Below are 14,310 nucleotides of genomic sequence, written 5' to 3'. Positions count from 1 at the left end.
TCGCGGGTCATCGACTGGCGCCGCTTCCGTGCCATCGCCGACGAGGTCGGGGCCTACCTGATGGTCGACATGGCGCATGTCGCCGGCCTGGTCGCCGCCGGACTCTATCCCAGTCCGCTGCCGCACGCCCACGTGGTGACCACTACCACGCACAAGACGCTGCGCGGCCCGCGCGGCGGCCTGATCCTGTCGGCGAATGCCGATGAGGCGCTGGTCAAGAAACTCAATGGCGCCGTGTTCCCGGGCCAGCAGGGCGGCCCGCTGATGCACGTGATCGCGGCCAAGGCCGTGGCCTTCAAGGAAGCCATGAGCCAGGACTTCGTCAACTACCAGCGCCAGGTGATCGACAATGCCCGCGCCATGGCACAGGTGTTCCTCGAACGCGGCTTCGACGTCGTCTCCGGCGGTACCGACGATCACCTGTTCCTGGTCTCGCTGATCAAGCAGGGCGTGACCGGCAAGGACGCCGATGCGGCACTCGGCCGGGCGCACATCACCGTCAACAAGAATGCCGTGCCCAACGACCCGCAGAGCCCGTTCGTCACCTCGGGCCTGCGCATCGGCACGCCGGCGGTCACCTCGCGGGGCTTCGCCGTGGCCGATTGCGAACAGCTGGCCGGTTGGATCTGCGACATCCTCGATGTCCTCGCCGAGCAGGGCAACACCGCTGCGGTGGAAGACGAGGTGCGCGACAAGGTGGTCGCGTTGTGCGCGCGTTATCCGGTCTATGGCGACGCGCAGAGCCGCGAGCCGGCCCAGAACGCAACGTCCGTGGCCTGAGCCAGACGGTCAGGGATAACGCCCACTGAGCCGGTTGTCTACCAGCACCTTTAGAATGGCGTTGGCTTCCTGCATGACCGGCGAGGGCGGCTCGCCGCGACGCCGGCTGCAGATGATCGGCGTAGTGATGTGCTTCTCGGCGAGCGGCACGTAGACGATATTGTCGCGCTTGAGTCGGCCGACCTGCTCGGGAACCAGCGTGATGCCCAGGTCCGAGGCCACCAGGCCGAGTGCCGTCTGCAGTTCGTTGGCTTCCTGGGCCACGTGGACCTTGAGCCCACGGCGACGGAACAGGCCCAGCGTGACGTCGGCAAGGCTTGGCCTGGGCGATGCCGGGAACAGGATCAAGGGATACCTGGCCAACTCGGCCAGGGTCGGCTGGGTATTCTCCAAGGGGTGCCCGGCCGGTAGCGCGGCGATAATCGGCTCCTCGAACAGGATTTCCTGTTCCACGTCGGGGTCGTCGATCTGCAGGCGACCGAAGCCAATGTCGATGCGCCCGGCCTTGAGTGCCTGGATCTGCTGCACCGTGGTCAGCTCGACCAGCGACAGCTCGACATTATCCTTTTGTCTCAAACCGCGCACCAGCAGCGGTAGCTGGCCATAGAACAGCGAAGGCACGAAACCTATCCCGAACATCAACAGGTTACTGCGCGCAATGCGCCGAGTTGCCGTGATTGTCGTATCGAGTTTTTCCAGTACCTGCAGAGTATGCTCATAGAAGAATTGGCCCGCCGTGGTCAGGGCCAGCCCTCGCCGGCTCCGTTCGAACAGCGTAACCCCTATCTCTTCTTCCAACTGTTTGATTTGCCTTGTTAAAGGCGGCTGGGCCATGTGCAGACGATGCGCCGCGCGGGTCAGGTTCAGCTCGTCGGCCACGACCACGAAGTAGCGCAGATGACGCAACTCCATGATACCTCCTGGGTATGGCAGGGCACCCAAACGATATTGGTTTCGCTAGTGTCACGCAATCAAACTGCTCTCAATCCATCACAGGATGCAATTCGGGAGCCACGCATGTCCGCCGTGATCGACACCATCGAAACCCATCTGGTCGACCTGCCGACCATCCGGCCGCACAAGCTGTCGATGACCACCATGGCCTGCCAGACGCTGGTCATCGTGCGCATGCGCCACTCCGATGGCATCGAGGGGCTGGGTGAGGGCACCACCATCGGTGGACTGAGCTATGGCCCGGAAAGCCCGGAAAGCATCAAGCGCAACATCGATACCTACCTGGCGCCCCTGCTCATCGGGCAGCCGTCGGCCAACATCAACTTCCTGCGCGCACGCATGAACCGACATGCACGCGGTAACGCCATTGCCAAATCGGCGCTGGAAACCGCACTGCTCGACGCCCAGGGCAAGCGCCTGGGGCTCTCCGTAGCCGAGTTGCTCGGTGGGGCGCAGCGCGAGCATCTGCCGGTGCTGTGGACCCTGGCCAGCGGCGATACCCGCAAGGACATCGACGAAGCCTTCCAGCGCCTCGATGACCGTCGTCACTGTGACTTCAAGCTCAAGATCGGCGCTAACGCTGTTGAGGACGATGTGCGTCACGTGGCGGCCATCAAGGCTGCACTGGGCGAGCGGGCCAGTGTGCGTGTCGACGTCAACCAGGCCTGGGACGAGGCCACGGCGGTACGCGGCATCGCCGCCCTGCAGGACGCCGGCATCGAGCTGATCGAACAAGCCATTCCGGCCCGCGAATTCGCCGGCCTGGTGCGCCTGTCGCAGCGCTTTCAGGTACCCATGCTCGCCGACGAGGCGGTCCAGGATGCACGCGACGGTTTCACGCTGGCGGCAGGCGGCTTCAGCGGCGCCTATGCACTGAAGATCGCCAAGTCCGGCGGGCCGTGCGGGGCGCTCGAGCTGGCGCACGTCGCCCAGGCGGCGGGTATCGGCCTCTATGGCGGCACCATGCTCGAGGGCACGCTCGGTACGGCGGCCTCGCTACATGCCTGGGCCACCCTGGACACCCTGGCTTGGGGCACCGAGATGTTCGGCCCGCTGCTGCTCAAGGACGACATCGTCGCCGAGCCGCTGCGCTATCACGAGTTCGGGGTCGAGCTGCCCAAGGGGCCGGGGCTGGGCATCACCCTCGATGAAGACAAGCTGAGCCATTACCGCCGCAAGGACGGTTGAGGCTCTAGGCCAATCACACGGGAGACCGATCATGCTGTTTCACGTCGAAATGACCGTCAAGCTGCCCCCCGACATGCCGGCCGAGAAGGCCGCCGACATCAAGGCGACCGAGAAGGCCTATTCCCAGGAATTGCAGCGCCAGGGCAAGTGGCGCCACCTGTGGCGCGTCGCCGGCAGCTACGCCAACGTCAGCGTCTTCGATGTCGAGGACAACGCCGAGCTTCAGGAAATCATCAGTGGCCTGCCGCTGTTCCCCTACATGGACATCCGCGTCAAGCCGCTGTGCCGCCACCCTTCGTCGGTGCGCGACGGGGATAGCTGAGCGACAGAGGCGCCTCAGCCCCCAGGCAATCCCTAGCCACGCCAACTCATGAACGCCAAACGACTATAACAAGCGAGGTAACGACCATGACCGTCAAGATCTTCGAGACGTCGGAAGTGCAAGACTTCCTGAAGACCGTCAGCGGCTTCGACCAGGCCGGCGGCAACGAGCGCGCCAAGCAGATCATGCACCGCCTGCTCTCCGACCTGTATCGCCTGATCGACGACTTCGACGTCACCCCCGAGGAGTACTGGTCCGCCGTCAGCCTGCTCAATTCCCTGGGCGGCCAGACCCAGTTCGGTCTGCTTTCGCCGGGCCTGGGCTTCGACCACTACCTGGACATGCGCCAGGACGCCATCGATGCCGAGGCCAAGCGCAATGGCGGTACGCCGCGCACCATTGAGGGCCCGCTCTACGTGGCCGGCGCCCCCGAAGCCGAGGGCTTTGCGCGCATGGACGACGGCCAGGACACCGATGGCGAAACCATGTGGCTGACCGGCCAGGTACGTGACGTCAATGGCAACCCGGTCACCGGGGCCAAGGTCGAGATCTGGCACGCCAATTCCAAGGGCGGCTACTCCTTCTTCGACAAGACCCAGAGCGAATACAACCTGCGTCGCACTATCTATACAGACGCAGAAGGTCGCTATACCGCGCGCAGCATCATCCCCTCCGGTTACGGCGTGCCGGAAGGCGCCCCGACCGATCAGGTGCTCAAGTCGCTGGGGCGTCACGGCGAGCGTCCGGCGCATATCCACTACTTCATCTCCGCGCCGGGATATCGCCACCTGACCACCCAGATCAACCTGGCTGGCGACCCCTATACCTTCGACGATTTCGCCTTCGCGACGCGTGAAGAACTGGTGGTTCCGGCGAATCGCATCGAGGACTCGGCCGAGATCGCCAAGCGCGAGCTGGACGGCCCGTTTTCCGAGGTGGTGTTCGACGTCGCGCTGGCCGAGACCGATGCGCCCGAGTTGCAGATTCGCCACAAGCGCCCGCGCGCCAAGGAAGACGAGCAGGACCAGGCCAGTCAACTGGCCGGCACTGCCGAAGTCTGAGCGTCCACCGTCCTGACGACACCCGAGCCCGCCGGCAGCAGCGACTCGCCGGCGGGCGAAGGCAACCAAGACACTACCGAGGTACCTGATCATGACCACTCAGCTTGATCGTCTCGAGGAGCGGGTTCGCGGCGCGGTCGTCGATGATCCCGCCAATGGCATCTTCCGCTGCCATCGCAGCATGTTCACCGACCCGGCCTTCTTCGAGCTGGAGATGAAGCACATCTTCGAAGGCAATTGGTTGTTCCTGGCCCATGAGAGCCAGATCAGCGAGCCGGGCGACTACATGACCGTGACCATGGGGCGCCAGCCGGTAATCATCACCCGCGACAAGCAGGGCGAGCTGCACGCGCTGCTCAATGCCTGCGCCCACCGCGGTGCCACGCTGTGCCGCAAGAAACGTGGCAACAAGGGCACCTTCACCTGTCCGTTTCACGGTTGGTCGTTCAAGAACGACGGCAAGCTGCTCAAGGCCAAGAACGAGAAGACCGGTGCCTATCCGGAAGGCTTCAAGCAGGACGGCTCGCACGATCTCAAGCGGATCGCGCGCTTCGAGAACTACCGTGGTTTCCTGTTCGGCAGCCTGAGCGACGACGTGCAACCGCTCAGCGAATACCTGGGCGAGACCACCAAGATCATCGACAACATCGTCGACCAGGCCCCGGAAGGCCTCGAGATCTTGCGTGGCACCTCGACCTACACGTTCAGTGGCAACTGGAAGCTGGGCGCCGAGAACGGGGCAGACGGTTACCACGTCAGTAGCGTGCACTGGAACTACTCCTCGACCATGGACCGTCGCAACTACGACGCCGGCGGCACCAAGGCGGTGGATGCCAATGGCTGGTCGAAGAGCCTGGGCGGTTTCTACTCTTACGAGAACGGCCACATGATGCTGTGGACGCGCCTGCTCAACCCCGAGGTGCGCCCGGTCTACTCGCAGAAGGACTGGCTGGAGCAGGAATTCGGCGAGGCACGGGCCGATTCCATCGTCAACCAGACACGCAATCTCTGCCTGTATCCCAACGTCTACCTGATGGATCAGTTCTCCACACAGATCCGTGTCATCCGCCCGCTGGCCGTGGACAAGAGCGAAGTCACCATCTACTGCTTCGCGCCCAAGGGCGAGTCCGCCGAGAGCCGTGCGCTGCGCATCCGTCAGTACGAGGACTTCTTCAACGTCAGCGGCATGGGCACGCCCGACGACCTGGAAGAATTCCGCGCCTGCCAGAACGGTTACCTGGCGGGAGATGCCGAGTGGAACGACCTCTCGCGCGGAGCCCAGCAGTGGATCGAGGGTGCCGATGACAATGCCCGCGCCATCGACATGAAGCCGCTGCTCAGTGGCGCCTCGCCCGAGGATGAAGGCCTGTACGTGATGCACCACAAGCACTGGGTCGAGGAGATGCAGCGTGCCATCGACAAGGAACGCAGCCAGTTCATTCCCACCACGTCGGCTTCCTGAAGGAGGGTAGCGCCATGAGCATGAACTTTCTGGATATCCAGGCCTTCGTCCATCGGGAAGCGCGTCTGCTCGACGACCGCGAATGGGACGCCTGGCTCGAGTGCTACAGCAAGAACGTGGTGTTCTGGATGCCGGCCTGGGACGACGACGATCGATTGACCCAGGACCCCCAGTCCGAGATCTCGCTGATCTACTACCCCAACCGCGAAGGGTTGGAAGATCGCGTCTACCGCATCAAGACCGAGCGCTCCGGGGCGACCAGCATTCCCGAGCCGCGCACCACGCACCAGATCTCCAATCTGGAGGTGCTGAGCCAGGACGGGGACAAGGTGGAGCTGCGTTTCAACTGGCACACCCTGAGCCATCGCTACCAGCAGACCAATGCCTATTTCGGCACGTCCTTCTACACCCTGGACGTGTCCGGGGACACCCCGCTGATCGAGCGCAAGACGGTGATCCTCAACAACGATTACATCCACCAGGTCATCGACGTCTACCACATCTGAGCGTCGACCGGGTGGGAGGAGAACGACCATGAGCTACACCATTGCACTCAACTTCGAGGACGGCGTGTCCCGCTTCATCACCTGCAAGGCAGGGGAGACCGTGCTCGACGCCGCCTATCGCCAGAAGATCAACCTGCCGATGGATTGCTCCGACGGCGTATGCGGGACCTGCAAGGGCCATTGCGAGCAGGGCGCCTTCGACATGGGCGACGACTATCTGGAGGAGGCGCTTTCCGAGGAGGAGGAAGCCGAGGGCAAGGTACTGACCTGCCAGATGGTGCCGAGTTCTGACTGCGTCATCCAGGTGCCGGTGGCGTCGACGCTGTGCAAGACTCAGGTCGGCGAGCTGACCGGCCAGGTGGCCAGGGTCGAACAATTGTCCGAGGACAGCATCGAGCTGACCGTGGACCTGGACGATGAGGCCGACTTGACCTTCCTGCCCGGCCAGTACATCAACATCAAGGTGCCGGGCAGCGAGGAGACGCGCTCGTACTCGTTCAGCTCGCGCCCGGGCGACACGTGCGCCTCGTTCCTGATCCGCAACGTGCCCGACGGCCTGATGAGCGGCTACCTGACCGGCGCGGCCAAGCCGGGCGATAGCCTGACCATGACCGGCCCGCTGGGCAGCTTCTACCTGCGCGAGGCCAAGCGTCCCTTGCTGATGCTGGCCGGTGGTACCGGGCTGGCGCCGTTCTTGTCGATGCTCGAGCTGCTGGTGGAGAAGGGCAGTGACCAGCCGATCCACATGATCTACGGCGTCAGCCGCGACGACCACCTGGTCAAGCTAGAAGCCCTGGATGACTTCGCCGAGCGCTTGCCCGGCTTCAGCTACACCACCGTGGTGGCCGATGAGGGCAGCGACCATCCGCGCAAGGGCTACGTGACTCACCACATGGACGCCGATGTGCTGTATGACGGCGAGGTGGACGTCTACCTGTGCGGGCCACCGCCGATGGTCGATGCCGTGCTCAAGCACTTCCGCGAGCAGGGCATCACGCCGGCCAGCTTCCACTATGAGAAGTTCGCGCCCAGCCTGACGCCCGCCGACGAGGAGGTCGCATGAGCGCGCCACGTTTCCAGGATCAGGTGCTGGTTGTCACCGGCGCTGCCCAAGGTATCGGGCAGCGGGTCGCCGAGCGCGCTGCAGCCGAGGGCGGCCGCCTGGTGCTGGTCGATCGCGCTGACGTGGTACATGAGGTCGTGGCGGGTATCGTCGAACTGGGCGGCGAGGCCATCGCCGTCCAGGCCGACCTCGAGACCTGGGAAGGGGCCGAGGGCGCCATGCGCCAGGCCCGTGAGCGCTTCGGCCGGATCGACGTGCTGATCAATAACGTCGGTGGGGCGATCAACTTCAAGCCGTTCGTCGAATTTACCGACGCCGAGATCGGCGCCGAGATCACCCGCTCGCTGATGCCCACGCTGTGGTGTTGCCGCGCGGTGCTGCCGACGATGGTCGAGCAGGGCCAGGGCGTCATCGTCAATGTCTCCTCGGCTGCTACCCGCGGCATCCACCGGATTCCCTATTCGGCAGCCAAGGGCGGCATCAATGCCATGACCGCCTCGCTGGCCTTCGAGTATGCCGAGCATGGCATCCGCGTGGTCGCCACCGCCCCCGGCGGTACAGAGGCGCCGCCGCGGCGCATATCGCGCGGCACCCCGGAGCCGCGCAACGCACAGGAACAGGCCTGGTTCCAGGCGCATATTGACCAGACCAAGCAGAGTTGCCTGTTCGGCCGCTACGGCACGCTGGACGAACAGGCCGCGCCCATCCTGTTCCTGGCATCGAGTGATGCCAGCTACATCACCGGCAGCGTGGTGCCGGTGGCGGGAGGCGATCAGGGCTAGCCGCACTCCCATCACTTTCAACATCAACATCAACATCAACATCAACGCCAGCCGTCGCCGTCATCGGCGACGACAACCCCCTGCTGCTCGACAACCGTATAACTATGGAGCACGACAATGCGTACGATTGACGTCAACGACGTAGTGGATAATGCACGGTTCACGCCGTTCCACTGGAACGTGCTGTTCTGGTGCACCCTGGTCATCATCTTCGATGGCTATGATCTGGTCATTTACGGGGTGGTCCTGCCCCTGCTGATGGAACAGTGGCAACTCAGTCCCATGGTGGCGGGGCTGCTCGGGAGCAGTGCCCTGTTCGGCATGATGTTCGGCGCGATGTCCTTCGGCACGCTCTCCGACAAGTGGGGGCGCAAGAAGACCATCCTGCTTTGTGTCGTCCTGTTCAGCGTGACGACGGTGATCAATGGCTTTGCCACCACGCCTTGGCAGTTTGGCATCCTGCGTTTCATTGCCGGCCTGGGGATCGGCGGGGTGATGCCGAACGTCGTGGCGCTGATGACCGAATACTCGCCCAAGCGTTCACGCAGTACGCTGGTGGCGGTGATGTTCAGTGGCTACGCCGTGGGCGGCATGATGTCGGCCGGCCTGGGTATCTGGATCGTGCCGACCTTCGGCTGGCAGGTAATGTTCTACCTGGCCGTGGTGCCGCTGCTGATCCTGCCGCTGATCATCAAGTACCTGCCGGACTCCGTCGGCTTCCTGCTGCGTCGCGGCCGAGATGACGAGGCGCGTCGTATCCTGCAGGCCATCGACCCCAGCCAGTCGATCTCGGCGTCCGACAATCTGGCATTGCCCGCTGCCAAGGAGTCCAAGGCGCCGGTACTCGATCTGTTCAAGGAAGGCCGTGCGCTCAGTACCCTGATGTTCTGGACTGCCTTCTTCATGTGTCTGCTGATGGTGTATGCGCTGGGCTCCTGGCTGCCCAAGCTGATGTCCATGGCCGGCTACGCATTGAGCTCGAGCCTGATGTTCCTGATGGTGCTCAACGTCGGGGCTATCGTCGGTGCCGTGGGCGGGGGCTGGCTGGCCGATCGCTTCCACCTCAAGACAGTGCTGGTGGTGTTTTTCATTTTCGCCGCCGCCTCGCTCAGCCTGCTCGGCTTCGAGAGCCCGATGTGGGTACTCTACAGTCTGGTGGCGATTGCCGGGGCGACCACTATTGGCTCGCAGATCCTGCTCTACGCCTACGTCGCGCAGTTCTATCCCATCGCGATCCGCTCCACCGGGCTGGGCTGGGCATCGGGGATCGGTCGTAACGGTGCCATCGTCGGGCCGCTGCTCGGCGGCAGCCTGCTGGCGCTGGCCCTGCCGCACCACCTCAACTTCATTGCCTTCGCCATCCCCGGCGTGATTGCCGCCGTGGCCGTGTTCCTGGTCAGCCGCCGGGTCGGCGAGGCACAGGCTGCCCGCACGGCGGCGCAACCCGCTTCAATGGCCTCCAGCGGAGGCTGACCGATGTACCCTGGCTAGGGTCCTCTTTCGCCCGCGATGTCTCGCGGGCGTTTTTTGTGTTATCGAGGAGCTACTGACAATAAGTAAGCCCCCGAGTGGAGCGAAAAGGCATGTTCAAGGATTGGTCATTGCCCGCCGTGACGGCGGGCTTTCTTGCGGTATTGATCTCTTATTCCGGCCCGTTGGCCATCTTCTTCCAGGCGGCGCAGAGCGCCGATGTCTCGCCTGCGATGATGACGTCCTGGGTGTGGGCCATCTCGATGGGGGCCGCCATCTCGGGCATTGCATTGAGTGCCTGGCTCAAGATGCCGGTGGTCACGGCCTGGTCGGCGCCCGGCACGGCGCTGCTGGTCACGCTGTTTCCCGGTCTGTCGCTCAATGAGGCGGTCGGCGCCTATCTCACGGCCGCACTCATCATCTTCACGATCGGTATCACTGGCACCTTCGACCGGCTGATGAGCGTGATTCCCCGGGGCATCGCGGCGGGCATGATGGCGGGTATCCTGTTCCAGTTCGGGCTGGGGGCCTTCCAGGCCATCGAAGGGACGCCCCTGCTCGCGGTCGGCATGTTGCTTGCCTATCTGGTGTTCAAGCGTCTGGCCCCCCGCTATTGCCTGATCCTGCTTCTCGTGACTGGGGCCGGGCTGGCCGTCGGCCTGGAAGGCGCTTCGCTGGATGGCGTGCGCTGGCAACTGGCCTCACCGGTCTTCATTGCCCCCGAGTGGACCTGGCACGCGACCCTGAGCCTGGCGCTTCCGCTGGTGCTGGTCAGCCTGACGGGCCAGTTCCTGCCCGGCATGGCCATCCTGCGTGGTGCCGGTTACCCGGCGTCGGCGCGCTCGATCATCAGCGTGACCAGCCTGACCTCCATGGTGGTGGCTTTCTTCGGGGGTATCACCACCGCGATTGCCGCGATCACGGCGGCCATCTGTACCGGTAAGGACGCTCACGAAAACCCGGACAAGCGTTACGTTGCCGGTATCGCCAATGGCTTGTTCTACCTGATCGGGGGCTGTTTCGCGGGCAGCATCGTCGCCCTGTTCACGGCGCTGCCTGGAGCCTTCGTGGCCGTGCTGGCCGGTTTGGCGCTGATCGGTGCCATCAGCGCCAATATCATGACGGCGATCGAGGCGGAGGACCATCGCGAGGCGTCGGTCATCACCTTCATGGTTACCGCCTCGGGGCTGAGTCTGTTCGGCCTGGGCGCCGCCTTCTGGGGCGTGGTGATTGGCTGTGTGGCCTATGCCTTATTGCATCGCCGCTATCGCAAGCGCCAAGTTCATTGCCAGGAGTCGCACGGCAAGTGACGCCTTCATCTCACCTGAAGGGCTGTTGCGCTTATGAGCAGCCTTTCAGCATTTAGCGGATGGCCTGAAGCGCCTTGCTCACTCGAACCTGATGGCTGGTTTCCATGGCGGGGCCCACGTCACCGAAATCCCCCCGCAACGCCTTTAGCGCATAACGTTCCTGGTCGATTTCCTTCGACGTGCGGATACCGCGTCTGCGGAAAAAGATGATCGGGGGGCACCAGCCCTGGAGCGCATGCTGAAGCAGGAAGCCGGTGACTGCGGCAGGCAATAGCAGCCAGCGCTTGTCGACAAAGGCCCCCATTGCCACCCCGGTCAGGCTCAGTGCCGAGGCGTTCGCCTCCAAGGTGCGTTCGATATCCCACTCATGATCGAGTTCGTGCAGGCGCTGCTCGATTTCGTGAGGGTGCGCGGCGAAGTAGGCAACGTTCTCTTCCATGCGCTGCCGAATCTGCTGATTGATGCTATCGGCGGTATTGCGCTCTACCCGTGATGTCGTGGACGGCAACATATCGATTTACCTCCCTGTGCGTGAATGCATGCTTATCCTTGACGCCTGATCGTGTTGACCAGCAGCTATAAGGTTAGAACCAATGCGTGCGCGTCTCAAAGTCGATATGGCCAAGCCATGACGTGTCGGTGGACTCATGTTGAGTTAATCCTGACCTGACAGACTGCCGCTTCCATTCGAGCAGGAGGCGACAATGTCCGAGCATGGGACGGTTGGAAGGCTGAGCCGCAAGCGAGCGCTGTGGCTTGTCTCACTGATCTTGTTGGCATGCCTGTCCTTTTCGGCGTCTGCGGCCGAGGATTTTCTTCCGGTCGAGGAAGCGTTCAAGCTGACCACCGAGCAGCGCAATGGCGAGGTGGCATTGCGTTGGGAAATCGCCCCGGGGTATTACCTCTATCGCCATCGCCTGGAAATCACGGGCGAACCGGTGGACATCGAGGAGCCGGAACTCCCCGAGGGCACACCGATCAGCGATGAGTACTTTGGCGACTCGCAGGTCTATTACCGAACTTTGCAGCTCAACGTCGACCCGGGGCAGGCCCGCCGACTCGAGCTGACCTGGCAGGGCTGTGCCGAAGACGGGCTGTGCTATGCCCCCCAGCATCGGACACTTGAAGTCGAATCTTCTCCTTCCTCTAGCCGCGCGCTGGATGCCATCGGCAAGGCACCGACGCTACCTGGCAAAACCACCCCACAGGTAGGGGAGACTCCAGTCGCTGACGCGTCAGATCGTACTACCAGCGCGCTGGGGGAGGATCAGCGTCTGGCGGCCCGATTGGCCGATGCCCATGCTGGCTGGATGCTGGCGGCGTTCTTCGGCATGGGCCTGTTGCTCGTCTTCACGCCCTGCGTGCTGCCCATGCTGCCCATCCTTTCCAGCCTGGTGGTGGGCAGCGGGACCGGAGCCAAGCGAGGCTTATGGCTGTCGCTAGCCTTCGTCGTACCCATGGCATTGACCTATGCCGTGCTCGGTGTCGCGGCGGCCCAGGCCGGCGCCAATCTTCAGGCAATGCTGCAAACCCCCTGGCTACTCGGCGCCTTTGCTTTGCTGTTTGTCGTCTTTGCCCTGGCCATGTTCGGGCTCTTCGAACTCCAGCTCCCCGGCATGTTGCGCCAGCGCCTCGACCGCCTGCAGTCACGGCAGCAGGGCGGTACCTTGGGCGGGGCGGCAATCATGGGCGTACTCTCGGCGCTGCTAGTCGGGCCGTGCATGACGGCGCCGCTGGCCGGTGCACTGCTCTACATTGCGGACACCGGCGATACCCTGCTGGGCGGGGCGGCGCTGCTCATGCTGGGGCTGGGCATGGGTACGCCGCTGCTGCTGGTCGGCGTGTTGGGGGCTCGGCTATTGCCGCGTCCCGGCCCCTGGATGGTGCGCGTAAAAGTCCTGTTCGGCTTCGTCCTGCTGGGAATGGCCGTCTGGTTCCTGACGCGTGTGGTTTCCGGGCCGGTTGAACTCGGGCTGTGGGGGCTCTGGTTGCTCGGCGTGGCCGTGGCGCTGTGGCATGCAAGCCGCAGGTCAACGCCGGGGGTTGGCCATCAGATGATGATGACGGTGGGTCTGGCCCTGGGGATCTGGGGCGCGGCGATGCTGCTGGGTGCCGCTGGGGGTGGCACGAACCCTTTCCAACCGCTCGCTTACCTGCAATCCGGCTCCGGCGGGCAGGGTGCTGCCGAACGGGACATCATGGCGCGCTTCGACAAGGTCGAAAACCTGGCTTCCCTGAACCGGCGGATCGATCAGGCCGGCCAGCAGGGGCAATGGACGCTCGTCGATATCTATGCCGAGTGGTGTGTCTCCTGCAAGGTCATCGAGGAGGAGGTCTTTGGTAATCCGCGCGTGCAGGCTCAGCTCGAGACGATGCAGTTGCTGCGCCCCGACGTCACCGCCAATGATGCGACGGACCGTGAGCTGCTCGATGCGCATGGCATCCTTGGTCCGCCTACCCTGATGCTTTTCGGGCCGGACGGGGAGGAGCGGCGTGCGCAACGCATCGTAGGTGAAATCACTGCCGACGCATTCCTTGAAAGGCTCGAGCAGGCTCGTCAGGCCAGCGGGAGAAAAACATGACGGCCCTGGAACAGAGCGTTTCCCTGGGGCCGGTGGGCTTGACCTTGAACCAGATGCTGATGGGCTGGGCGCTGGCCATGGCCCTGCTGGTGAATACTTTGGTCGGGATGCGCTACCGGCGCTCCGCCTCCTCGGTCTTGTTCGACATCCTGTTGGTCGGCGTCGTCGCGGCACGTCTGGTGTTCTTCATTCGCTACCAAGGGGAGTATGACAGCGCCTGGAACATGCTGGACATTCGTGATGGCGGCTTCGACAAGCTCGGTGGGGCGATCGCCGCCACGGCCTATGCCGCCTGGCGGTTGTGGCGCATGCCTGAGCACCGTCCCGTACTGGCCAGTGCACTGCTTGCCGGCCTCGCAACGTGGGGCCTGGCGGCCGGTAGCCTGATACTCATGGATAGCCGGTCGCGCTCACTGCCCGAGGTGGAACTGACCACGCGGGAGTACACCCCGATCACGCTGCAGCAACTGGCCGAGCAGCAGGCAGGCCAACCCATGGTCGTCAATCTATGGGCAACCTGGTGCCCGCCCTGTCGACGCGAAATGCCAGTGTTGCAAGCCGCCCAGCAAGCGACAGAGGACGTGACTTTCGTCTTCGTCAACCAGGGTGAGCACGCTCCCACCATTAATCAGTTCATCGAGCGAGAGGCCCTGAACCTTAACAACGTGTTTCTCGATCCGGGGCAGGCCCTGGGGCAGGCCGTCGGCTCTCAGGTCATGCCCACCACGCTGTTCTATGACGCGCAAGGCCGGCTTCAGGAGACCCATTTCGGTGAGCTTTCGCGGGCCAGCCTGGCTGCCAGGCTCGAACCGCTTCGTTAATTCATCCCT

The 14,310-nt window shown here is 63.6% G+C and carries 14 protein-coding genes; 12 read left to right on the top strand and 2 right to left on the bottom strand.

What is annotated here, in order from left to right; genetic code table 11:
• The coding region (locus BM194_RS03500) for a serine hydroxymethyltransferase (protein ID WP_143097564.1) at positions 1-780 on the top strand (780 nt) is incomplete at its 5' end.
• Between the two features lie 9 nt (positions 781-789).
• Here BM194_RS03500 and BM194_RS03495 read toward each other — a convergent pair.
• Complete coding sequence (locus BM194_RS03495) at positions 790-1,692, bottom strand: LysR family transcriptional regulator (protein ID WP_092843675.1); 903 nt, start codon at positions 1,690-1,692, stop codon at positions 790-792.
• 105 nt (positions 1,693-1,797) lie between these two features.
• Here BM194_RS03495 and BM194_RS03490 point away from each other — a divergent pair, with 105 nt between their 5' ends.
• From BM194_RS03490 to BM194_RS03450, 9 genes are all read left to right on the top strand, one after another.
• Positions 1,798-2,922 carry a muconate/chloromuconate family cycloisomerase gene (locus BM194_RS03490; RefSeq protein ID WP_092843673.1) on the top strand — a complete coding sequence of 375 codons (1,125 nt, stop codon included), beginning with the start codon at positions 1,798-1,800 and terminating at the stop codon, positions 2,920-2,922.
• A 31-nt stretch (positions 2,923-2,953) separates the two neighbouring features.
• A complete protein-coding gene (gene catC, locus BM194_RS03485; RefSeq protein ID WP_092843671.1) occupies positions 2,954-3,244 on the top strand; it encodes a muconolactone Delta-isomerase in 291 nt (96 codons plus the stop codon).
• 86 nt (positions 3,245-3,330) lie between these two features.
• Complete coding sequence (gene catA, locus BM194_RS03480; RefSeq protein ID WP_092843669.1) at positions 3,331-4,305, top strand: catechol 1,2-dioxygenase; 975 nt, start codon at positions 3,331-3,333, stop codon at positions 4,303-4,305.
• Positions 4,306-4,396: 91 nt separating this feature from the next.
• Positions 4,397-5,767, top strand: a complete 1,371-nt coding sequence (locus BM194_RS03475) for a Rieske 2Fe-2S domain-containing protein (RefSeq protein ID WP_092843667.1) — start codon at positions 4,397-4,399, stop codon at positions 5,765-5,767.
• A gap of 14 nt (positions 5,768-5,781) precedes the next feature.
• Positions 5,782-6,273 (top strand): benzoate 1,2-dioxygenase small subunit, encoded by a 492-nt coding sequence (gene benB, locus BM194_RS03470; RefSeq protein ID WP_092843665.1) that lies wholly within the window; start codon positions 5,782-5,784, stop codon positions 6,271-6,273.
• 28 nt (positions 6,274-6,301) lie between these two features.
• The gene (gene benC / locus BM194_RS03465; protein WP_092843663.1) at positions 6,302-7,336 is read left to right on the top strand and encodes a benzoate 1,2-dioxygenase electron transfer component BenC; all 1,035 of its coding nucleotides are present in this window, start codon (positions 6,302-6,304) and stop codon (positions 7,334-7,336) included.
• Positions 7,333-8,118 (top strand): benzoate diol dehydrogenase BenD, encoded by a 786-nt coding sequence (benD, locus tag BM194_RS03460; protein ID WP_092843661.1) that lies wholly within the window; start codon positions 7,333-7,335, stop codon positions 8,116-8,118. The genes benC and benD overlap by 4 nt, the downstream gene beginning before the upstream one ends.
• 117 nt (positions 8,119-8,235) lie before the next feature.
• Positions 8,236-9,591 carry an MFS transporter gene (locus tag BM194_RS03455; RefSeq protein ID WP_092843659.1) on the top strand — a complete coding sequence of 452 codons (1,356 nt, stop codon included), beginning with the start codon at positions 8,236-8,238 and terminating at the stop codon, positions 9,589-9,591.
• Positions 9,592-9,701: 110 nt separating this feature from the next.
• The gene (locus BM194_RS03450; protein ID WP_092843657.1) at positions 9,702-10,898 is read left to right on the top strand and encodes a benzoate/H(+) symporter BenE family transporter; all 1,197 of its coding nucleotides are present in this window, start codon (positions 9,702-9,704) and stop codon (positions 10,896-10,898) included.
• A 52-nt stretch (positions 10,899-10,950) separates the two neighbouring features.
• On the opposite strand, the gene BM194_RS03445 is transcribed toward BM194_RS03450, so the two are convergent.
• On the bottom strand, positions 10,951-11,409 hold the full coding sequence (locus BM194_RS03445) for a DUF2892 domain-containing protein (protein WP_092843655.1): 459 nt from the start codon (positions 11,407-11,409) through the stop codon (positions 10,951-10,953).
• Positions 11,410-11,602: 193 nt separating this feature from the next.
• Here BM194_RS03445 and dsbD point away from each other — a divergent pair, with 193 nt between their 5' ends.
• Together dsbD and BM194_RS03435 are read left to right on the top strand one after the other, a co-directional pair.
• Positions 11,603-13,480, top strand: coding sequence for a protein-disulfide reductase DsbD (gene dsbD, locus BM194_RS03440; RefSeq protein WP_092843653.1), 1,878 nt, complete (start codon positions 11,603-11,605; stop codon positions 13,478-13,480).
• Positions 13,477-14,301 (top strand): TlpA family protein disulfide reductase, encoded by an 825-nt coding sequence (locus tag BM194_RS03435; RefSeq protein ID WP_092843651.1) that lies wholly within the window; start codon positions 13,477-13,479, stop codon positions 14,299-14,301. Before dsbD ends, BM194_RS03435 begins: the two co-directional genes overlap by 4 nt.
• Positions 14,302-14,310: the final 9 nt, after the last annotated feature.

Origin of the sequence: Modicisalibacter xianhensis, assembly GCF_900113605.1 — a bacterium.
In the GTDB taxonomy this organism is placed as follows: domain Bacteria; phylum Pseudomonadota; class Gammaproteobacteria; order Pseudomonadales; family Halomonadaceae; genus Modicisalibacter; species Modicisalibacter xianhensis.
This window is presented reverse-complemented; position numbering and strand designations above follow the sequence as displayed.